This window comes from Bradyrhizobium sp. 1200_D9_N1_1 (assembly GCF_052075915.1).
In the GTDB taxonomy this organism is placed as follows: Bacteria; Pseudomonadota; Alphaproteobacteria; order Rhizobiales; family Xanthobacteraceae; genus Bradyrhizobium; species Bradyrhizobium diazoefficiens.
Window position 1 is genome coordinate 8,819,651 of record NZ_CP197226.1, and the last position, 19,241, is coordinate 8,838,891.

Consider the following 19,241-nt stretch of genomic DNA (forward strand, 5'->3'; position numbering starts at 1 on the left):
GACAAGATTGACTCCCTCCCCCTCCCCGCCCAAAACGAGCGCCACCAAAGGGAGGTACCATGTTCAACGATCTGTTCTCGCTCAAAGGCCGCATCGCACTCGTGACCGGCGGCTCGCGCGGCATCGGCAAGATGATCGCGGCGGGCTTCCTCGCGCAAGGCGCGGCGAAGGTCTACATCACCGCGCGCAAGGCCGGCCCGTGCGAGGCGACGGCGAAAGAGCTCTCGGCTCTCTATGACGGCGAGTGCATCGCGCTGCCGATCGACATCTCGACCGTCGAAGGCTGCGACAAGCTCGCCGGCGAAATCATCAAGCTGGAGCCGAAGCTCGACATCCTCGTCAACAATGCCGGCGCCGCCTGGGGCGCTGAGTTCGACGAATTCCCGGAAAGCGGCTGGGACAAGGTGATGGACCTGAACGTCAAGTCGCTGTTCTTCCTGACCAAGGCGCTGGCGAAGCCGCTGCGCGCGGCGGCAAGCGCGGAACGTCCGGCCAAGGTCATCAACATCGCCTCGGTCGACGGCATCTTCGTCAATCCGAGCGAGACCTATTCCTACGCCGCCAGCAAGGCCGCCGTGATCCATCTGACCCGGCGCATGGCGACGAAACTCATCAAGGACAACATCAACGTCACCGCGATCGCGCCGGGCGCGTTCAAGTCCGACATGAACCGGGCCGCGCGCGACCATGCGGACGATGTCGCCAAGCGCATTCCGGCGCGGCGCATCGGAACCGACGAGGACATGGCAGGGGTCGCGATCTATCTCGCCTCGCGTGCGGGCGATTACGTGGTCGGCAACACCATCGCCGTCGACGGCGGCGTGGTCTACGCCAATGCCGGGCTGGAGATCGCGGGGTAGGCGTCGCGCGTCAGGGGATTAGGGAGGGCAGGCGGCGGCGCCTCACACTCCGCTGTCATGCCCCGGCTTGACCGGGGCATCCAGTACGCCGCGGCTTCTCGGTATCCTTGCGTTGTCTCTGGAATACTGGATCACCCGCTTTCGCGGGTGATGACAGTCTTCGTATGGCGCGGTCGTCGCGTCTCGCAGGCCGCGCCTACGACTCGATCTTCACGTACTCGAAATCGCCGGGCTTGTTGTCGATGCCGACTTTCGGCGGCGAGATCCAGGAGGCGAACTTGCCGGTTTCGGTGACGGGCTGCATCAGCGAGGTGATGAAGTCGCCGTCGGCTGTCGAAGGCAGCCACTCGTCCTTGCGCTTCGCCCAGGTCGCATCGTCGATCAAAATGCCGTCGGGCGTCGCATGGACGTCCTTGAACTCGCCGATGTGGCGGTGGAAGGCGACGTTGGGCAAGGTCAGCTTGAAGTCGTAGCCCGCGGTCGAGATCACCTTGTTCCAGCGCAGCATGCCCTTGACGCAATCCTGGCTGTAATCGTCGCGCAGGCGCATGTTGAGCGCAGTCAGCGCCGGCTCGTCGACCAGCTTGATCTCGCCGTTGATGAACTTCAGCACCGGATAGGTGGCGTTCTTGAGCTGGTGATCGTCCTCGATCTGGGTCTCGTGATAGCGGCCCTTGATGCCGGCATTGAAGGCGTTGGCCGCGTTGGTCGAGACCTCCGAGCCGAACAGGTCGAGCGACAGCGTGTAGTGCAGGTTCAGCTTCTTCTGGATGGTCGGAAGATCAATGACGCCGAGCGCGCGGACTTTTGCGATGTCGGTGGGATCGGTGATGCCGGCTTCGCGCATCGCATCGCAGGTGCGCTGCACGACGCGGGTAATGCCGGTCTCGCCGACGAACATGTGGTGCGCTTCTTCGGTCAGCATGAAGCGGCAGGTGCGCGACAAGGGATCGAAGCCCGACTGCGCGAGGCTGTGCAGCTGCATCTTGCCGTCGCGGTCGGTGAAGTAGGTGAACATGAAGAACGACAGCCAGTCCGGCGTCGCCTCGTTGAAGGCACCGAGCATGCGCGGCGCGTCCGCATCGCCGGAGCGGCGGCGGAGCAGATCGTCGGCCTCCTCGCGGCCATCGCGGCCGAAATATTTCTGCAGCAGATACACCATCGCCCAGAGGTGACGGCCCTCTTCCACGTTGACCTGGAACAGGTTGCGCATGTCGTAGAGCGAGGGCGCGGTCTTGCCGAGATGGCGCTGCTGCTCGACCGAGGCGGGCTCGGTGTCGCCCTGGATCACGATCAGGCGGCGCAGCATGGCACGATGCTCGCCCGGCACTTCCTGCCAGGCCGGCTCGCCAAAATGCTCGCCGAACGGAACGACGCGATTTTCTTCCTGCGGCGCAAGCAGGATGCCCCAGCGATATTCGGGCATGCGGACATAGTCGAACTTGGCCCAGCCGCGCGGATCGACGGAGTAGGCGGTGCGCAAATAGACCAGCGACTCCTGGAAGCCTTCCGGCCCCATGTCGCTCCACCAGTCCATGTAGCCGGGATGCCAGCCTTCGAGTGCCTTCAGCACCTGGCGGTCTTCGGCGAGGTTGACGTTGTTCGGAATCTTGGTCGAGTAGTCGACGTTCATGATGTTCATGTTCATGGCCGTGCTTCTCCCTAAACTCTTGTCATATCGAATTTCGGCTTCTGGCCGCTGCCGTAACGGCGGAGCGCGCCCTCCTCGCCGACCGCGTTCGGGCGCTGGAAGATCCAGTTCTGCCAGGCAGTGAGGCGCGCGAAGATCTTTGATTCCATCGTCTCCGGGCCGACGAAGCGGAGGCTCGCTTCCATGCCGGTGAGGCTGTCGGGCGAGAAGCTGGCGCGCTCCTCCAGAAACACGCGGACCTCGTCGTCCCAGTCGATGTCGTCGAGCGCGAAGGTGACGAGGCCGAGCTCCTCGGCCTCTTCGGCGTCCAGGCTCGTGCCGATGGTGGCTTCGGCGCGTTCTAGATCGGCCGGGTCGGCCTGGAAGCGAGACTGAAGCCGCGTCAAACCATGGCTCATCGGATACGGGCCAAAATTCATCGCCGACAGCTCGATCGCGGGCGGCGGGCGGTTGTCGCCCTGGCGGGTGCCGATCAGCATGTAGGAACGGTCGGCGGCGAAGACGAGCTCGGCGAGCGTGCCGGCAAAGCAGGAGCCGGGCTCGACCAGCGTCACCAGCGTGCGCGAGGTGACGTCGATACGCTTGAGCACGCGCTTCCAGTAATGCCTGATCTCGTTGACCAGCCAGTGCGCCTTGTTGGCTTCAAGGAAGGCATCGGATGCGAGCACATGGGCGCGGTCGCCATGGCTCTTGAACACCAGCATGGCGATCTCGAGCTCGTTGATGCGCAGATGCAGGATGGCATCGTCGAGCTCGCGCGCGACCTGGAGCGGCCAGAACGCAGCGCCCTGCGCCATCATGCCGTCGATGTCGGCCGGCGCCGCCGCCTCCGGCGCCTTAATCGAGATGGTGGCGATGCGGGCGGCACGATCGACGTCGACGGTGACGAAGCCGTAGCGCAGGCTGGTCTCGTCGATGATGCGCCTGAGCGGCGTCAGCGCAATGCCCTTGCCGCTGCCGCTGCGCCTGGAGGCCGCGGAAAATTCCTTGACGCGCTCGGCGATCTTGCCTTCCAGCTTCGAGTTCGGCGCGATCTCGTCGACGAGACGCCACTGCACGGCGCGCTTGCCTTTCACGCCTTCCTCGATGGTGCAGAAGAAGTCGGCATGGTCGCGGCGCACCTTGCGCTTGTCGACGACGCGGGTGAGGCCGCCGGTGCCCGGCAGCACCGCGAGCAGCGGCACTTCGGGCAGCGCCACCGAAGAGGCACCGTCGTCGGCGAGGATGATGTGGTCGGTCGCGAGCGCGAGCTCATAGCCGCCGCCGGCGGCCGAGCCGTTCACCACGGTGATGAAGCGCTGGCCGGAATTCTCGGACGAATCCTCCATGCCGTTGCGGGTCTCGTTGGTGAACTTGCAGAAATTGACCTTGTGGGCGTGGGTCGAGCCCGCGAGCATGCGGATGTTGGCGCCGGCGCAGAACACGCGGTTCTTGGCCGAGCGCATCACCACGACCTTCACCTCGGGATGCTCGAAGCGCAGCCGCTGGATCGCATCGGCAAGCTCGATGTCGACGCCGAGGTCGTAGGAATTGAGCTTGAGCAGATAGCCCTCGAACAGGCCGCCGTTCTCGTCGACGTCCATGGTCAGGGTCGCGACGTCACCGTCGACCGCGAGCTTCCAGTGCTTGTAGCGGGACGGTTCGGTCTGGAAATCGATGAATGTCGCGCCGCCTGCGAGGCGCCGATCTTCCCCGGCCATGGGCCACCCTTGAGTTCGTCTTGGTTTTAACGTTAGATGCACAATAGTGCATATTTCAGAGCAAGTCTAGTCCTTACCAGCCAATACATGCACTTTGTTTCATGCCAGCGCCTAGGGCCGCACGATGGCGCCGAGTGCGATCCAGTCGGCCTTGGAGAGCTGGGGACGACCGAGCTTGGCCTGGAGCAAGGCCGTCAGCGCAGCAATGGGAAAGCTCTCGACAAAGCCGTCGCCGGCCGCCGCCTTGCGCGAGCTCAGCGCGCGCAGCTCCGCCAGCGCATCGCCAAACAGCCGTGCCGCCGAATGCGACCTTTGCATGCGCAACCGCAAATTCGCATTGGCGATGCGGATGCAGGCCCGCAGCAGAATGCGCTCGCGGCCGCCTTGGGGCGCTGCGGCCCACACCGCCTCCAGCACTTCCTGCGCTTCCCAGAAATAGCCGCGGTCGTTGAGCGCGAGCCCGTAGCGCAGCGCCGGATGGCGCGCCGGCACATGGCCGCGAAACGCCGAAGGCACCAGCGCCTTGGCCATGGCGAGCGTCTCGTAGTCGGCATCGAGCCCGGCCTCGCCCGGCACATAGGCCCATTGCGGCCACGGCAGCGGGCCGCTCGCATTCGGCGGCGCACTCATGCGAGGCGCGCCTCCGCAACATCATGCGGCGCGTCCCTGAAGTCCCTGATCGTCGCGCAGGGCCGCCTTTGCAAATTGCTCAATTGCGTCAAGCGTCGCCCCCGGCGCTTCACGATGCGGGGAATGGCCCGCGCCTGAAATAATTTTCAAATCTACCGGACAGTAACACTCTTCCTGCGCAATTTCGACCTGGCGCAGCGTCCCGTATTGGTCGTCCACGCCTTGCAGGACCATGACAGGGACGCGGATATAGGCGAGGTATTCCGAGATGTCCCAGTCGCGGAATTTCGGATCGAGCCAGGCGCCGTTCCAGCCGTAGAAGGCGTTGTCGACGTCCTTGTGCCAGCGCGCGAGCTTCGGCTTGAGATCGGTGGTCTCATAGGCGGTCTTGATCGCGGCGATGGATTTCACCGAGATGTCCTCGACGATGAAATGCGGCGCGATCAGCACGAGGCCGTTCAGGCGATGATCCTGGTGCGCGCCGGCGTAGATCGTCGCGATCGAGGCACCGTCGGAATGGCCGAGCAGGAGGCCGCGCCTGAAGCCGATCGCATCGAGCAGTTTCGGAAGCACCTCCAGCGCCTCGCGGTGCATGTAATCCAGCGGCCGCGGCAGCGCGACCGGGCTCGACTGCCCGTAGCCCGCACGCGAATAGACGAAGATGCCGGCACCGGTCGCCTCTCGAAGCTGTTCCGGGAAGTCGCCCCAGAGCCCGACCGAGCCGAGACCTTCGTGCAGCATGACGATGGTCGGTGCCTCCGCTGATTGCGGCGCGAGCCATTTATATTCGAGGCTGGCGCCACTGACGCTGAGGAAGCCCGTGGGGGTGAGGTTGGTCATGCTGTCGGTTCCATTCATTCCGTCATTCCGGACAACTCGCAAAGCGAGTTGATCCGGAATCCCGAGATTGCAGTCTGCGGATCGAGATTCCGGGTTCGCGCTTCGCGCGCCCCGGAATGACGAAGCCAATCAATTCGCCCCTTCCCGCAGCTTGAACCGCTGGATCTTCCCCGTCGCCGTCTTCGGCAGCGAGTCCACCACGTCGATCCAGCGCGGATATTTCCACGGGCCGATCTTCTGCTTGACGTGCTCCTTCAGCATCTCCTGCAAGTTCGCGGTCTTCGCGCCCTGACGCAGCACGACGAAGGCTTTCGGCTTCAAGAGGCCTTCCGGATCGGCCTCGGGCACGACGGCGGCTTCCAGCACCGCCGGGTGCGTGATCAGCGCGCTCTCGACCTCGAACGGCGAGACCCAGATGCCGGAGACCTTGAACATGTCGTCGGCACGGCCGCAGAAGGTGTAGCGGCCCTCGGCATCCCTGACATATTTGTCGCCGGTGCGGGTCCACGGGCCCTCGAAGGTGCGGCGGCTCTTGTGGCGCTGGTTCCAATAGCCTTCGCCGGCGGAGGGCGCATCGACCAGGAGCTCGCCGACCTCGCCGTCGGCCACGTCCTGGCCGGCCTCGTTGACGAGCCGCACCGCATAGCCCGGCACCGGCTTGCCGGAGGAGCCATATTTGATGTCGCCGGGCGCATTCGATAGGAAGATGTGCAAGAGCTCGGTCGAGCCGACGCCGTCGAGAATGTCGACGCCGAAGCGCGCCTTCCAGCTGTTGCCCACAGACTCGGGCAATGCCTCACCGGCCGAGGTGCAGATGCGCAAGCTCTTTCCGCCACGCTCGCTCTTCATCGTCTCGTCGTTGAGCATCGCCGCGAACAAGGTCGGCACGCCGTAGAAGATCGACGGGTTGTAGCGGTTCATCAGGTCGAACATGCGCGCCGGCGTCGGGCGCTCGCTGTTCAGCACGACGGTTGCGCCGACCGACATCGGGAAGGTCAGCGCATTGCCGAGACCATAGGCGAAAAACAGCTTTGCGGCGGAGAGGCAGACGTCGCTCTCGCGAATGCCGAGCACCTGCCTGGCGTAGGTGTCCGCAGTCGCCTGCAAGTTCGAATGCAGATGGCGCACGCCCTTGGGCATGCCGGTCGAGCCGGACGAATACAGCCAGAATGCCGGCTCGTCCGGATGAGTCGCGGCGGTGGTGAACTGGTCGCTCTCATCAGCGAGCTCCTCGGCGAGCTGCTTGTGGCCATTCTGCTTGGCGCCGGAGACGACGACATGCTCGAGATCCGGCATGCGGCCGACGACGTCCCTGATGACGGGATAGAGCGCTTCGGAAACGAACAGCACGCGGGCACGGCAGTCGGCGAGGATGTAGGCGTACTGGTCCGCGGTCAGCAGCGTGTTGAGCGGCACCGGCACGATGCCGGCGCGGATCGCGCCCAGGAACACGATCGGGAAATCGACCGTATCGAGCATGATCATCGCCACGCGCTCCTCGCGGCGGACGCCGAGACGGCGCAGCATGTTGGCGGCGCGGCGGCTCTCGCGCTGGAGCTCGCCATAGGTCAGCCGCGAGACGGTGTCGTCGAAGGCGAGCTTGTTGCCGCGCCCCTCCTCGACGTTACGGTCGAGCAGCCAGGTCACCGCGTTATAGGATCCCTCGCTCACGGACTTCTCCCCTGAATTTAGAATTATAATTCATAGAAAGACACCGCGGCGGCTTGCTGTCAATGCCAGCAGGCATTATGTTTCATTAAAACGCGCCGCAGGACATCTGTAAAGAAGGCTCATGACCGACAGTCCCGACGCCGAATCCCGCTTCCTCGAACAGCTCGGCCAGCGTGTGCGCACCACGCGCGCACTGCGCGGCATGTCGCGCAAAGTGCTCGCCAAGGTATCAGGAATCTCGGAGCGCTACATCGCGCAGCTCGAAAGCGGCAAGGGCAATGTCTCGATCGTGCTGCTCCGCCGCGTCTCCGACGCGATGGGCGCGCATCTCGAAGATCTGCTGCCCAGCGCCGATCCGACGCCGGACTGGCAGATGTTTCGCGATCTCCTGCGCAAGGCGACGCCCGCGCAGATCGCGCAGGCCAAGGACGTGCTCGCCGGCGGCAGCGCATCCGCGCCGCGGCGCGCGCCGTTCTGCGGCATCGCGCTGATCGGCCTGCGCGGCGCCGGCAAGTCCACGCTCGGCAAGATCCTGGCGAAGAAGGTCGGCTGGAGCTTCGTCGAGCTCAACAAGGAGGTCGAGCAGCAGAACGGCCTCTCGGTCGCCGAGATCATCGCGCTCTACGGCCAGGAAGGCTTTCGCCGCATGGAGCAGGCGGCGCTGCAACAGCTGCTCGCGCGCAACGAGTTGATGGTGCTTGCGACCGGCGGCGGCATCGTCTCCGAGCCTTTGACCTTCGACCAGATCCTGTCGTCGTTCTACACGATCTGGCTGAAGGCCGAGCCCGAGGAGCACATGGCCCGCGTCCGTCGCCAGGGCGACCTGCGCCCGATGGCGGACGACCGCTCCGCGATGGCCGAGCTGCGCAACATCCTCTTGAGCCGCGAGCCGCTGTACTCGCGTGCGACGGCGGTGGTGGACACGGCGGGCCTCTCCGTCGATGCCGCCGCCGCGCGCCTGATCGACGCGGTGCGCCCGGTGCTCCAGAACGAAGCGCGCAGTTTTGGTCTGCGCAGCGTGGCGCTGTAGGTCGTTTCGAGCTCGCTACAGCTACACACTCCACTGTCGTCCCGGACAAGCGCGCCACAAGCGCGCGCCGATCCGGGACCCATACCCCCAGGGAGAAGTTGTTGCGCGAGCTGGTAACCACGAGTCATCGCAAAACTACCCCCTTTGGTTGGGTCCCGGATCAGCGCTCCGCTTCGCTGCGCTTGTCCGGGACGACAGCAAGGATTTTGCGCGACCTCCAGCAACACTGTATCAACGATCAGCAAGCAAGCCTCGAGACAAATGATGACCGATAGCGACGTCGCAATCTCCATGTTCGAGCGGATCGGCGGCAGTGCCACGATCGACCTTCTGGTCGATCGCTTCTACGAACGGATGGACACGCTGCCGGAGGCGAAAGTCATCCGCGCCATGCATGCAGCCGATCTCGGCCTGATCAGGGACGTGCTGAAGCGCTACCTCACCGAATGGACCGGCGGCCCAAGACTCTATTCCGTCGAAAAGGGACACCCACGGCTGCGCCAGCGTCACATCGGCTTTGCCATCGGTGATGCCGAACGCGATGCGTGGCTCACCTGCATGCGCGGCGCGCTGGAGGAGACGGTCGCGGACGCTGCCGCGCGGCAAGACCTCGACAAGGCGCTGTCCGGCCTCGCCGACTGGATGCGCAACCGCTAGCCACCACACGGGCAAGGCCGGGCGCGCCGTCCACTTGGAGGGGCACCGCTGCGGCGCTATGCTGCGCGCGATGGACGCTGCCGCAAACCCCGATGTCATCCGTCGGCCCGCCTCGCCACGCCTTGCGCGGCTGGTCTCCAGCATCTCGTTCTATCGCGAGCGCGGCGTCGGGTTGGCCGGCTTCCGGCACGCGGCGCCGCTTGCGCTGCCTCTTCTCGTGAATTTGGGGACACCCTTCCGCATTGCGCTTGGGCGCGAGCCGGATGTTGCCGACGCTCAGCCGAGTTTCGCGGCTGGTCTCTTTCCCGGACCGGTCCTCATCGAATCCGATGGCCGCGCCGAATGCGTTCAGGTCGATTTCACCCCGCTTGGAGCGTATCGCTTCTTCGGAGGAGCAGTGCCGGATCTGACCGCGCGCATGGTCGGTCTGGGCGACATTCTGGGACGGGATGGCGAGAACCTCCGCGCCAGGGTTGCCGAGGCGGTCGGATGGCAGCGACGATTTGAGATCGTGGAAGACTTCGTGCTTCGTCGCGCTGTGCATGAGCCCTCGCCGGCGATCGCCTTCGCCCTCGATACGCTCTGGCGACGGGCAGGCGCGGTCCGGATCACCGAGCTTGCCACCGACATAGGCTGGAGCCGCAAGCATCTCACGCGCCGCTTCCACAACGAGATCGGCGTACCGCCGAAGACAATGGCCCAGATGCTGCGCTTTCATCGGGCCTGCTCACTGGCCCGCACGGACGGGACAGGCGGCTGGGCAGCCGTCGCGGCAGACGCCGGCTATGCCGACCAGGCGCATCTTGCCCGCGACTTCCGGATATTCAGCGGCGAGACGCCGACCGGATGGGCCGCGCGGCTCGATTTTGCGGATCCACGCCTGATGCGGGACGGCGGCGGGTAGCGTCTGGTCCCATTTGTTCAAGCCCGGCTGGCGGGATCCGAACTAGGCTTGGCGTTGCAATAGACCTGGATAATTTCCTGGATAATTTCCTGGATAATTTCCTGGAGAATTTCATGAACCAGCAGAATGGCTATGAAGCACCGCGCCTGTACCACACCATGCGCTGCAAGGATCCGGAGGCGATGATCGCTTGGCTGAAAAACGTTCTCGGCTTCGCCGAACGCGTGGTCTATCGCAAGGAGGGCACGGTCGTTCACGCCGAATTGGCATTTGGATCATCAATCCTCATGCTCGGTGCGCATCGCGATGATGCGTACGCAAAGCGGGTCGGCGACATCGGCGGCCACCGTACGGATGCCATTTATCTGGCTGTCGATGATCCCGACGCACTCTATGAGAAGGTGAAGGCGTCCGGTGCGACGATCGAAATGGAGCCCTACAATACCGATTATGGCAGCCGCGATTTCGCGGCGCGCGATCCCGAGGGCGGCCTCTGGAGCTTTGGAACCTATTGGCCCAAGGTCGGCGAAGAGTCGCTGCCGGGATAGGCCAGACGGTTGCTTCGGATGCCGCTCGGTGGGCGGGGCAATGCTCAATCGAGCCCGCAAGAGCGATGCGGCTGCGAACCCGTCCGGCTCTTCAGACCGACCAGTAATTCGGATGCGGGTAGGACCGCGAGCGGTCGCCCCAATCGAACTCGTCGCCATCGAACTCGCATGGACCGCTGCTGAACTCGTCCATCGTCAGCTCGACCTGGAACGCCTGACGGCCGCGATCGTATTTCAGCGCGCTCCACTGCACCGGATAATGGTGATGAGCACCGAGCAGCCCGCCGGTCTTGATCACGGCATAGGCGACCATTCCGCTGACCTTGTCGAGCATCAGCCGCTCGATCGTGCCGAGCTTCGTGCCGTCGCGCCCGTAGACGGCGACGTGCTCCACGCGATCACTGGGAACCATGGTGTGTTGCATGGCATCCTCCCTGTTCTCTTGTGCCGCGCGCATTATAGCCTGCCAGGCAGGAAGAGCGAAGTGCGCTGTAGCTACAGCAACTGCGAACGCACTGCTTCGGCGCCCTCGCGCAGCAGCGGCAGGAAGCGGTCGATCAGCTCCTGCGCCGGCACGCGGTCGACATGGGCGCCCATGTTGACGGCGGCGACGATCACACCATCGTAGCGCCGCACGGGAACCGAGATCGAGCGGAAATGCGGCTCGGCCTCGCGATCGACCAGCGAATAGCCCTGCGCACGGTCGGCCGTAATGCGCGCGAGCAGCGCCTTGGGATCGGTCACCGTCTGCGGCGTCAGCGCTTCGCGCGTCATTGTCTTCAGGCGCGGGGCGAGCTCGGCATCATCGAGCTGGCCGAGCATGGCGCGGCCGACCGACGTGCAGAACGCCGGCAGGCGGTAGCCGATCTCGAGCCCGCCTGAAAACATCCGCGCCGGACTGCTGCGCGCGACGAACACGACGTCGTCGCCATCGAGCACCGCGAGCGATGAAATTTCATTTGCCGCGGTCGCAACGCGATCGAGCACCGGTTGCAGAACCGCGACGAGCTGGTTGGAGCGCAGATACGAGGCCGCAAGGGTCAGCACGTGCGGCGTCAACGTGAACAGCTTGCCGTCACCACCGACGAAGCCGCCACGCTGGAGCGTGAACAGCATCCGCCGGGCGGTGGCGCGCGGAAGATCGGCGGCGCGGGCGAGGTCGCTCAGGGTCATCGGGCCGACCGTCGTGCCGAAGCATTGAAGCAGGCGCAGGCCGCGATCGAGGCTTTCGACGAAATCCGTCGCACGCTCATCGGTCTCGCTTCGCTTCAGCTTGGGCATGGCGTCGGGACTTTCCTGCAAAATAGTGCTTGCTGCCGATCCTAGGCATGTCATAATTCGCCCATTCGTTCAATAGGCGAACAAACGCCACTCCGAGATATGGGATGCACTCGCCATGATGAGCCAGGAGCAGAACGACCTGATCACCCGCACCGGGCCGAAGGACCCCTGCGGAAAGCTGATGCGGAGCTACTGGCAGCCGACGGCGCTGGTCGACGAGCTGGAAGGCGCGCGGCCGATCCGCCCCGTGCGACTGCTCGGCGAAAACCTCGTGCTGTTCCGCGACGAGCGAGGGCGCTACGGCCTGATCGATCGCCATTGCGCGCATCGCGGCGCCGACCTCGCCTTCGGGCGGCTCGAGCATGGCGGCCTGCGCTGCGCCTTCCACGGCTGGCTGTTCGACGCCACCGGCCAGTGCATCGAGACGCCGGCAGAGCCGAAGGATTCAAAGCTCTGCCAGAACATCCGCCAGCGCTCCTATCCTGTCGTGGAGAAGAGCGGCATCCTCTGGGCTTATCTCGGCGAGGGTGAGCCGCCTGCATTTCCCGAGATCGACTGCTTTGTCGCGCCTGATACTCACACGTTCGCGTTCAAGGGCCACATGGCCTGCAACTGGCTCCAGGCGCTCGAGGTCGGCATCGATCCCGCGCACGCCTCCTATCTGCACCGCTTCTTCGAGGACGAGGATACCTCCACCGCCTACGGCAAGCAGTTCCGCGGCGCCTCCGCGGGCAGCGACCTGCCGATGACGAAGATCCTGCGCGAATACGACCGTCCGATCATCAATGTCGAGCACACCGAATACGGCCTCCGGCTGATCGCGCTGCGCGAGATCGACGAGGAGCGCACCCATGTGCGCGTCACCAACCAGCTGTTCCCGCACGGCTTCGTCATCCCCATGAGCACGGAGATGACGATCACGCAGTGGCACGTGCCGGTCGACGACGAGAACTGCTACTGGTACGCGATCTTCACCAGCTACACGAACCCCGTCGACAAAAAGAAGATGCGCGACCAGCGGCTCGAGCTCTATGAGCTGCCCGACTACAAATCGCGCAAGAACAGCGGCAACGACTACGGCTTCGATCCGCACGAGCAGCAGACCGCGACCTATACCGGCATGGGCAACGACATCAACGTCCACGACCAGTGGGCGGTGGAGTCGATGGGCGCGATCCAGGACCGCACCAAGGAGCACCTCGGCCAGAGCGACAAGGCAATCGTGCAATACCGCCGCCTGCTGCGGCAGGAGATCGAGAAAGTCGGCGGCGGCGAGAAGCCGATGCTGTTCCTCGACGAGGCCAACGCGCGCAGCATCCAGGGACCGGCGACCATGGACGGCATCGGGCCGACGCGGGGCTGGGAGACCTACTGGATGGAAGTCGACGTCAAGCGCCGCCGCGGCGCGCCGTGGACCGCGCCGGTGCCGAAGGAGATCGACGGCAAGGTGCATCGGCTGACGGCGGCGGAGTGATTTTTGGGGCATCGTCATTCCGGGGCGATGCGATAGCATCGTACTATGGTGCGCACTTGCGCACCTGAGAATCTCGAGGTTCCGGGTCTGGTCCTTCGGACCATCCCGGAACGACAGCTATCGGGGAGCAATAGCAGTGACTTTCGTCGCGCGTCATGCGCTGTGGTCGGATGAACAGAAGGACGCGGCGCAACGCATGCGCCGCATCGTCGAGGAGAAGAACCTCGAGGTCATCCGCCTCGCCTTCCCCGACCAGCACGGCATCCTGCGCGGCAAGACCATCATCGCCGCGGAGGCGATCGCCTCGCTGGAGAGCGGCTGCTCCATCACCACCACCATGCTCGCCAAGGACACCTCGCACCGCACGGTGTTCCCGGTGTTCACATCGGGCGGCGGGTTCGGCATGAAGGAGATGGAGGGCGCAGCCGACGTGCTGATGGTTGCCGATCCCACCACCTTCCGCGTGCTGCCATGGGCGCCGACCACGGGCTGGGTGCTGTGCGATCTCCATTTCAATGACGGCCGCCCCGTGCCGTTCGCAACGCGCGGGCTTTATCGCAAGGTGCTCGATGAGCTTGCTGGCCGCGGCCACGATTTCGTCGCCGGGCTCGAGGTCGAGTTCCACATCTTCAAGCTCGACGATCCGCATATGCGTGCGGAGGACGCCGGCCAGCCCGGGACGCCGCCCTCGGTGAGCCTGCTCAGCCACGGCTACCAGTACCTCACCGAGCAGCGCTTCGATCAGATGGAGCCGGTGCTGGAGATCCTGCGCCGCGACGTCGTCGCACTCGGCCTGCCCTTGCGCTCGGTCGAGGTCGAGTTCGGGCCAAGCCAGTGCGAGTTCACCTTCGCGCCGAGGAAGGGCCTCGAGCCCGCCGACAACATGGTGCTGTTCCGCTCGGCCGTGAAGCAGATCGCGCGGCGCCACGGCTATCACGCCACTTTCATGTGCCGCCCCAAACTGCCGAACCTGTTCGCGAGCGGCTGGCATCTGCACCAGTCGATCGTCTCGCGCACCAGCGGCGAAAACCAGTTCATGGCGCAGGCAGGCGGCGAGCCGCTCAGCGCGTTCGGCCGCGCCTACCTTGCCGGCCTGCTCGACCACGCCCGCGCGTCCGCCGTGTTCACCACCCCGACCATCAACGGCTACAAGCGCTACCGCTCCTATTCGCTGGCGCCCGACCGCGCGATCTGGGGCCGCGACAATCGCGGCGTGATGATCCGCGTGCTCGGGGCTGCCGGCGATGCCGCCACGCGCCTTGAGAACCGCATCGGCGAGCCGGCTGCCAATCCCTATCTCTACATGGCCTCGCAAATCCTCTCCGGCCTCGACGGCGTCGATCGCAAGCTCGATCCCGGCCCGTCGGCCGACACGCCCTACGAAACCAAGGCGCCGCTGCTGCCGAAGTCACTGCGCGATGCGGTTGCGGCGCTGAAGGAGGATCCGTTCTTCCGCGAGAAGTTCGGTGCGGAGTTCGTCGACTACTACACCCACATCAAGAACGCCGAGATCGACCGCTTCCTCGCCGAGGTCACCGACTGGGAGCACCGCGAATATTTCGAGATGTTCTGACACCCCTCTCGACGGGCGGCCTTGGGGAGCACCATAGCGCACGGCTCACGCCGCTGTGAGGCGACTTCGTCCCGCCTGTTCCGACGACATCTCCCCACCATCCGACGAAGCCATTTTCCTCCCCCCTCGAAAACAGCCGGAAAGACACGGGGTCTAGAGTCCCTGCCGATGATCAACAACGGAGTTCGGTCATGTTGGGTCGATTGTTCAGTCTGATCTATCGCTTGTCCTGCCGGGCCACCCTGATCGAAATCGGCACGCACCACCTGTCGCGTTAGGCGCCGGCGCGTGCGAATTGGGTAAGACATATTGGCCAGATAACGGGGGTTCTCATGCGCAAGCTGATCCTGATCGCCGTGATGTCGCTGGTCGCAACCGAGGCCTATGCCGGTGGTCCGCGGAGCCTGAGCCTTGCGGCAACCAATTCGAACCAGCAGGCCACCGAGCCGCCGGCCGCGACGGCAACCGTGCCGGCGCAGACGACGCAGGCTCCGGCGGCAACGCAGGCGCCGAATCTGCAGACGGCGACGACCGCGCCGACCTCAACACCGCCAGCCGCAATCACTGCTACGACGCCGCCGACAGCAGCCGCACCGGTCGCGACCGGCCCGGTTGCCACGCCCCCCACTCAGTCCACTGCCGCACCGGTGGCCAGCACGACCGAAACGGCGAAGCCAAAGCGCCGCCAGCCGTCCACCGAGGCCCGCGTGATCCGCGAGCTGCACCGGCATGGGATTTATTGGTGATTGGTTCGCACCCCGGCGTCGTCCTGGCGAAAGCCAGGACCCATTACCCCAGGGAGCAGTTTGGCGAAGACGGGTCGTCCGGTACGGATACCACCTGCAATCGATGGATTCCGCGGTATGGGTCCTGGCCTTCGCCAGGACGACACCGAGAGATCGGCGGGAGCGCTCTGCCCCTCACCTCGCCGAGCCCGCTAGATCCCCAGATATTTGTGCTGCAGATCCGGCTCGGCCATCAGTTCGTCCGACGTGCCGCTCCACACCGTCTTGCCGCGCTCGATGATAAAGTGGCGGTCGCAGATGCGGGCGAGGTGATCGACGTTCTTGTCGACGACCAGGATCGACTGGCCCCGGCTCTTGAGCAGCGACAGGCAGTTCCAGATTTCTTCGCGGATCAATGGCGCAAGGCCCTCGGTCGCTTCGTCCAGAATGAGGAGCTTCGGATTGGTCATCAGCGCGCGGCCGATCGCCAGCATCTGCTGCTCGCCGCCGGAGAGCTGGTTGCCCATGTTCGACGCGCGTTCGGCGAGGCGCGGGAACATCACGTAGATGGCCGCGAGCGTCCAGGGATTGCTGCTGCCGAAGCGGTCGGCCGCCGCCGCGACCAGGTTTTCGCGCACGGTGAGGTTCGGGAAGATCTGGCGTCCCTCGGGCACCAGGCCGACGCCGAGTTTTGCGATCCTGTAGGACGGCTGCGTTCGCACCTCGGAGCCCGCAAAACGGATGCTCCCGGCGCGCGCCGGTGTCAGGCCCATGATGGAGCGGATGGTCGTCGTCTTGCCCATACCGTTGCGGCCCATCAGCGAGACCATCTCGCCCGGCTTGATCGACAGCGACAGGCCGAACAACACCTGGGAGAGGCCGTAGCAGGTCTCGATGCCGTCAACGTCGAGCAGCGTGTCAGCCATGGTGCGTCACCACATGCTGGTCGCCGAGATAGGCGCGCTTGACGTCCTCGTTGGCGCGGATCGCGGCCGGATCGCCCGAGGCGATGACGCGGCCATAGACCAGCACCGAGATGCGGTCGGCCAGCGCGAACACCGCCGGCATGTCGTGCTCGACCAGCACGATCGAGACCTCCCTGCGCAGCTCCTGGAGCAACTTGACCATGCGCTGGGATTCGGTGACGCCGAGGCCGGCCATGGGCTCGTCGAGCAGGAGCAATTTCGGTTTGCTGGCGAGCGCGACCGCAAGCTCCAGCTCGCGGCGCTCGCCATGGCTGAGCCTGTTCACGACGACGTCGGCGCGATGCAACAGGCCGACGCGGTCGAGCGCGGCATGGGCGGCGTCGCGCAAGCCCTTTTCCTTGCGCGCGTTGGCGAAGAAGCGGAACGAGGTGCCGGCATGGGCCTGCGCCGCCAGCGCGACGTTGTCGGCGGCGGTGAAGTCGAGCAGCAGCGAGGTGATCTGGAACGACCGCGCCAGCCCCAGCGCGCAGCGGCGATAGGCCGGCAGGTAGGTGATGTCGCGCCCGCCGAGCGAGACGCTGCCGGAATGCGGTTCGAGATGCCCGGTGAGCTGGCTGATCAGCGTGGTCTTCCCGGCGCCGTTCGGGCCGATGATGGCGTGCAGCTCGCCGGCCGCGACGTCGAGCGAGACGTTGTCCGTCGCGATGATGCCGCCGAAGCGGCGCACCAGCTTCTCGACGCGGAGCAAGGGTTCAGCCACGGCCAGCCCTCCCGAGCATGCCCATGATGCCGCCGCGCCCGAACAGCACGATCAGCAGCAGTAGCGGCCCCATGATCAGCGCCCAATATTCGGTGATCTGCGACAGGAACTCCTCCAGCAGCAGGAACACCACCGCGCCCATCACCGGGCCGAACAGCGTACCCATGCCGCCGAGGATCACCATCACCATGAGGTCGCCGGAACGCGTCCAGTACATCACGGCCGGGCTGATGAAGTCGGTGTTGTTGGCGAGCAGCGCGCCGGCAAGTCCGCACATCATGCCGGAGATGACGAAGCAGACCAACTGATAGCGCTTGGCGGGAAAGCCGATCGCCTGCATGCGCTGCTCGTTGGAGCGCAGGCCCTGCACGACGAGACCGAAGCGCGAATTGACGATGCGCCAGATCAGGAACAGGACGCCGAGAAGACAGGCGAGGCAGAGATAATAGAACTGCACGCGATTGCCGAGATTGATCAGCCCGGAGAAGTCGCTGCGCTTGTAGACGGTGAGGCCGTCGTCGCCGCCGTAACGCGCCAGCCCCGAGGCGACGTAATAGGCCATCTGCGCAAAGGCCAGCGTGATCATGATGAAATAGACGCCGCGGGTGCGCAAAGAGAGCGCGCCGATCACCAGCGCGTAGATCGCAGAGGCCGCCAGCGCGACTGGAAACTGGATGAAGCCGGAACCTACGCCTTCCTGCGCGAGCATGCCGACGGCGTAGCCGCCGATGCCGAGATAGGCGGCGTGGCCAAAGCTCATCATGCCGCCAAAACCCATGATGAGGTTGAGGCTCGCGGCGGCCAGCGCCAGGATGACGATGCGGGTGAACAGCGTCAGGATGAAGACGTTGCCGGATGCTTGCGAATAGAGCGGCAGCAGCACGAGGCCCGCCAGCATCAGGGCCGTGACGGCCTTGCTCACCGTGAAAGCCTTCATCGACGGTTGGCCGGAAACAGCCCCTCCGGCCGCACCACCAGCACGATCGCCATCACAAGATAGATCAGCATGGACGACAGCGCGGGCGCGGCGGTGGAGGCAGCGGCGCCGCTGAGCACCTGCCGCAGCAGGTTCGGCAGGAAGGCGCGGCCGAGCGTGTCGATCATGCCGACGAAGATCGCGGCCAGGAACGCGCCGCGGATCGAGCCGATGCCGCCGATCACGATGATGACGAAGGCCAGGATCAGGATGTTCTCGCCCATGCCGATCTGCACGGTGAGGATCGGCGCCTGCATCAGGCCGGCAAGGCCGGCGAGCGCGGCACCGAGACCGAACACCAGCGTGTAGAGCAGCTTGATGTTGATGCCGAGCGCGCCGATCATCTCGCGGTTGGAGGCGCCGGCCCGGATCAGCATGCCGATGCGGGTGCGCATCACGCCGAGATAGAGCAGCAGCGCGACCAGCAGCGCCACCACGATGATGGCGAGGCGATAGGCGGGATAGTGAATGCCGGGCAGGATCGGCACCGGCACGGTGAGCCAGGCCGGCAGCGGCAGCGCCAGGCCTGCCGGGCCCCAGATCAGCCGCACGGCTTCATTGAAGAACAGGATCAGGCCGAAGGTCGCGAGCACGTGGTCGAGATGGTCGCGGCCGTAGAGATGCCGCAGCGCCGTCATCTCGAGCACGATGCCGAGCACGAGCGTTGCTCCGAGCGCCATCAGCGCACCGAGCAGGAAGCTGCCGGTCCAGGCCGCGAAGGTCGCGGCGAAATAGGCGCCCATCATGTAGAGCGAGCCGTGCGCGAGGTTGACGAGATCCATGATCCCGAACACCAGCGTCAGGCCGGCGGCGAGCAGGAACAGCAGCAGGCCGAACTGCAATCCGTTCAGAAACTGTTCGACGACGAGCAGCATCAAGACTCTTTCAGGCGCACGCAGCGTCGCGCCGATGTTCGAACACGGTCGCCATCAGTGAAAGAGCTCCCCCTGCCTCTTCAAGGCCGAAAACTGGGTAATGGCAGTATCGTTCAGAGGCAAGAGCGATTTGACACCAAACATGCACTTTGTTGCATCC

19 protein-coding genes are annotated in these 19,241 nt (G+C 65.0%); 8 read left to right on the forward strand and 11 right to left on the reverse strand.

Features of this window, described 5'->3' with window-relative positions:
• The first annotated feature begins 59 nt into the window (after nt 1-59).
• Nucleotides 60-860, forward strand: a complete 801-nt coding sequence (locus AB5K84_RS41765; protein ID WP_011083902.1) for an SDR family NAD(P)-dependent oxidoreductase — start codon at nt 60-62, stop codon at nt 858-860.
• A gap of 196 nt (nt 861-1,056) precedes the next feature.
• Here the strand turns inward: AB5K84_RS41765 and boxB are convergent, their stop codons facing one another.
• The 5 genes from boxB to AB5K84_RS41790 all read right to left on the reverse strand — a co-directional run bounded on the left by boxB (nt 1,057) and on the right by AB5K84_RS41790 (nt 7,352).
• Nucleotides 1,057-2,508 carry a benzoyl-CoA 2,3-epoxidase subunit BoxB gene (boxB, locus tag AB5K84_RS41770; protein ID WP_011083901.1) on the reverse strand — a complete coding sequence of 484 codons (1,452 nt, stop codon included), beginning with the start codon at nt 2,506-2,508 and terminating at the stop codon, nt 1,057-1,059.
• Between the two features lie 14 nt (nt 2,509-2,522).
• A complete protein-coding gene (boxC, locus tag AB5K84_RS41775; protein ID WP_063921378.1) occupies nt 2,523-4,211 on the reverse strand; it encodes a 2,3-epoxybenzoyl-CoA dihydrolase in 1,689 nt (562 codons plus the stop codon).
• Nucleotides 4,212-4,322: 111 nt separating this feature from the next.
• A complete protein-coding gene (locus AB5K84_RS41780) occupies nt 4,323-4,841 on the reverse strand; it encodes a DUF309 domain-containing protein (RefSeq protein ID WP_011083899.1) in 519 nt (172 codons plus the stop codon).
• 21 nt (nt 4,842-4,862) lie between these two features.
• Nucleotides 4,863-5,681, reverse strand: a complete 819-nt coding sequence (locus AB5K84_RS41785; protein ID WP_171463734.1) for an alpha/beta fold hydrolase — start codon at nt 5,679-5,681, stop codon at nt 4,863-4,865.
• 129 nt (nt 5,682-5,810) lie between these two features.
• Complete coding sequence (locus AB5K84_RS41790; RefSeq protein WP_011083897.1) at nt 5,811-7,352, reverse strand: benzoate-CoA ligase family protein; 1,542 nt, start codon at nt 7,350-7,352, stop codon at nt 5,811-5,813.
• Between the two features lie 121 nt (nt 7,353-7,473).
• On the opposite strand from AB5K84_RS41790, the gene AB5K84_RS41795 reads away from it, so the two are divergent.
• The 4 genes from AB5K84_RS41795 to AB5K84_RS41810 all read left to right on the forward strand — a co-directional run bounded on the left by AB5K84_RS41795 (nt 7,474) and on the right by AB5K84_RS41810 (nt 10,491).
• Nucleotides 7,474-8,382, forward strand: coding sequence for a helix-turn-helix transcriptional regulator (locus tag AB5K84_RS41795; RefSeq protein ID WP_011083896.1), 909 nt, complete (start codon nt 7,474-7,476; stop codon nt 8,380-8,382).
• 264 nt (nt 8,383-8,646) lie between these two features.
• Nucleotides 8,647-9,039, forward strand: a complete 393-nt coding sequence (locus tag AB5K84_RS41800) for a group II truncated hemoglobin (RefSeq protein WP_038965250.1) — start codon at nt 8,647-8,649, stop codon at nt 9,037-9,039.
• A 58-nt stretch (nt 9,040-9,097) separates the two neighbouring features.
• On the forward strand, nt 9,098-9,943 hold the full coding sequence (locus tag AB5K84_RS41805; RefSeq protein WP_011083894.1) for a helix-turn-helix domain-containing protein: 846 nt from the start codon (nt 9,098-9,100) through the stop codon (nt 9,941-9,943).
• A 113-nt stretch (nt 9,944-10,056) separates the two neighbouring features.
• Complete coding sequence (locus AB5K84_RS41810) at nt 10,057-10,491, forward strand: VOC family protein (protein WP_038965247.1); 435 nt, start codon at nt 10,057-10,059, stop codon at nt 10,489-10,491.
• A 91-nt stretch (nt 10,492-10,582) separates the two neighbouring features.
• Here the strand turns inward: AB5K84_RS41810 and AB5K84_RS41815 are convergent, their stop codons facing one another.
• Nucleotides 10,583-10,915 (reverse strand): PRC-barrel domain-containing protein, encoded by a 333-nt coding sequence (locus AB5K84_RS41815; RefSeq protein ID WP_028172723.1) that lies wholly within the window; start codon nt 10,913-10,915, stop codon nt 10,583-10,585.
• A gap of 71 nt (nt 10,916-10,986) precedes the next feature.
• The gene (locus AB5K84_RS41820) at nt 10,987-11,772 is read right to left on the reverse strand and encodes an IclR family transcriptional regulator domain-containing protein (RefSeq protein WP_011083891.1); all 786 of its coding nucleotides are present in this window, start codon (nt 11,770-11,772) and stop codon (nt 10,987-10,989) included.
• A gap of 115 nt (nt 11,773-11,887) precedes the next feature.
• Here AB5K84_RS41820 and AB5K84_RS41825 point away from each other — a divergent pair, with 115 nt between their 5' ends.
• The 3 genes from AB5K84_RS41825 to AB5K84_RS41835 all read left to right on the forward strand — a co-directional run bounded on the left by AB5K84_RS41825 (nt 11,888) and on the right by AB5K84_RS41835 (nt 15,565).
• Nucleotides 11,888-13,246 carry an aromatic ring-hydroxylating dioxygenase subunit alpha gene (locus tag AB5K84_RS41825; protein WP_011083890.1) on the forward strand — a complete coding sequence of 453 codons (1,359 nt, stop codon included), beginning with the start codon at nt 11,888-11,890 and terminating at the stop codon, nt 13,244-13,246.
• Nucleotides 13,247-13,382: 136 nt separating this feature from the next.
• On the forward strand, nt 13,383-14,819 hold the full coding sequence (locus tag AB5K84_RS41830; protein ID WP_011083889.1) for a glutamine synthetase family protein: 1,437 nt from the start codon (nt 13,383-13,385) through the stop codon (nt 14,817-14,819).
• Nucleotides 14,820-15,151: 332 nt separating this feature from the next.
• Complete coding sequence (locus AB5K84_RS41835) at nt 15,152-15,565, forward strand: hypothetical protein (RefSeq protein WP_011083888.1); 414 nt, start codon at nt 15,152-15,154, stop codon at nt 15,563-15,565.
• A 191-nt stretch (nt 15,566-15,756) separates the two neighbouring features.
• On the opposite strand, the gene AB5K84_RS41840 is transcribed toward AB5K84_RS41835, so the two are convergent.
• From AB5K84_RS41840 to AB5K84_RS41855, 4 genes are read right to left on the reverse strand one after another with little or no spacing between them, the layout of a single operon-like run.
• Nucleotides 15,757-16,470: an ABC transporter ATP-binding protein gene (locus AB5K84_RS41840; RefSeq protein WP_011083887.1), complete on the reverse strand. Its 714-nt coding sequence runs from the start codon at nt 16,468-16,470 to the stop codon at nt 15,757-15,759.
• Nucleotides 16,463-17,230 carry an ABC transporter ATP-binding protein gene (locus AB5K84_RS41845; RefSeq protein WP_011083886.1) on the reverse strand — a complete coding sequence of 256 codons (768 nt, stop codon included), beginning with the start codon at nt 17,228-17,230 and terminating at the stop codon, nt 16,463-16,465. The genes AB5K84_RS41840 and AB5K84_RS41845 overlap by 8 nt, the downstream gene beginning before the upstream one ends.
• A complete protein-coding gene (locus tag AB5K84_RS41850; RefSeq protein WP_011083885.1) occupies nt 17,223-18,167 on the reverse strand; it encodes a branched-chain amino acid ABC transporter permease in 945 nt (314 codons plus the stop codon). The genes AB5K84_RS41845 and AB5K84_RS41850 overlap by 8 nt, the downstream gene beginning before the upstream one ends.
• The gene (locus AB5K84_RS41855; RefSeq protein ID WP_011083884.1) at nt 18,164-19,081 is read right to left on the reverse strand and encodes a branched-chain amino acid ABC transporter permease; all 918 of its coding nucleotides are present in this window, start codon (nt 19,079-19,081) and stop codon (nt 18,164-18,166) included. Before AB5K84_RS41855 ends, AB5K84_RS41850 begins: the two co-directional genes overlap by 4 nt.
• Nucleotides 19,082-19,241: the final 160 nt, after the last annotated feature.

What these genes read in the sequence shown, in the direction of transcription:
- AB5K84_RS41815 (WP_028172723.1), bottom strand. Translation starts at nt 10,915, where the DNA reads ATGCAACACACCATGGTTCCCAGTGATCGCGTGGAGCACGTCGCCGTC.
- AB5K84_RS41765 (WP_011083902.1), top strand. Translation starts at nt 60, where the DNA reads ATGTTCAACGATCTGTTCTCGCTCAAAGGCCGCATCGCACTCGTGACC.
- AB5K84_RS41825 (WP_011083890.1), top strand. Translation starts at nt 11,888, where the DNA reads ATGATGAGCCAGGAGCAGAACGACCTGATCACCCGCACCGGGCCGAAG.
- AB5K84_RS41785 (WP_171463734.1), bottom strand. Translation starts at nt 5,681, where the DNA reads ATGACCAACCTCACCCCCACGGGCTTCCTCAGCGTCAGTGGCGCCAGC.
- AB5K84_RS41810 (WP_038965247.1), top strand. Translation starts at nt 10,057, where the DNA reads ATGAACCAGCAGAATGGCTATGAAGCACCGCGCCTGTACCACACCATG.
- AB5K84_RS41795 (WP_011083896.1), top strand. Translation starts at nt 7,474, where the DNA reads ATGACCGACAGTCCCGACGCCGAATCCCGCTTCCTCGAACAGCTCGGC.
- boxB (WP_011083901.1), bottom strand. Translation starts at nt 2,508, where the DNA reads ATGAACATGAACATCATGAACGTCGACTACTCGACCAAGATTCCGAAC.
- AB5K84_RS41855 (WP_011083884.1), bottom strand. Translation starts at nt 19,081, where the DNA reads ATGCTGCTCGTCGTCGAACAGTTTCTGAACGGATTGCAGTTCGGCCTG.
- AB5K84_RS41820 (WP_011083891.1), bottom strand. Translation starts at nt 11,772, where the DNA reads ATGCCCAAGCTGAAGCGAAGCGAGACCGATGAGCGTGCGACGGATTTC.
- AB5K84_RS41800 (WP_038965250.1), top strand. Translation starts at nt 8,647, where the DNA reads ATGACCGATAGCGACGTCGCAATCTCCATGTTCGAGCGGATCGGCGGC.
- AB5K84_RS41835 (WP_011083888.1), top strand. Translation starts at nt 15,152, where the DNA reads ATGCGCAAGCTGATCCTGATCGCCGTGATGTCGCTGGTCGCAACCGAG.
- AB5K84_RS41840 (WP_011083887.1), bottom strand. Translation starts at nt 16,470, where the DNA reads ATGGCTGACACGCTGCTCGACGTTGACGGCATCGAGACCTGCTACGGC.
- AB5K84_RS41780 (WP_011083899.1), bottom strand. Translation starts at nt 4,841, where the DNA reads ATGAGTGCGCCGCCGAATGCGAGCGGCCCGCTGCCGTGGCCGCAATGG.
- boxC (WP_063921378.1), bottom strand. Translation starts at nt 4,211, where the DNA reads ATGGCCGGGGAAGATCGGCGCCTCGCAGGCGGCGCGACATTCATCGAT.
- AB5K84_RS41805 (WP_011083894.1), top strand. Translation starts at nt 9,098, where the DNA reads ATGCTGCGCGCGATGGACGCTGCCGCAAACCCCGATGTCATCCGTCGG.
- AB5K84_RS41850 (WP_011083885.1), bottom strand. Translation starts at nt 18,167, where the DNA reads ATGAAGGCTTTCACGGTGAGCAAGGCCGTCACGGCCCTGATGCTGGCG.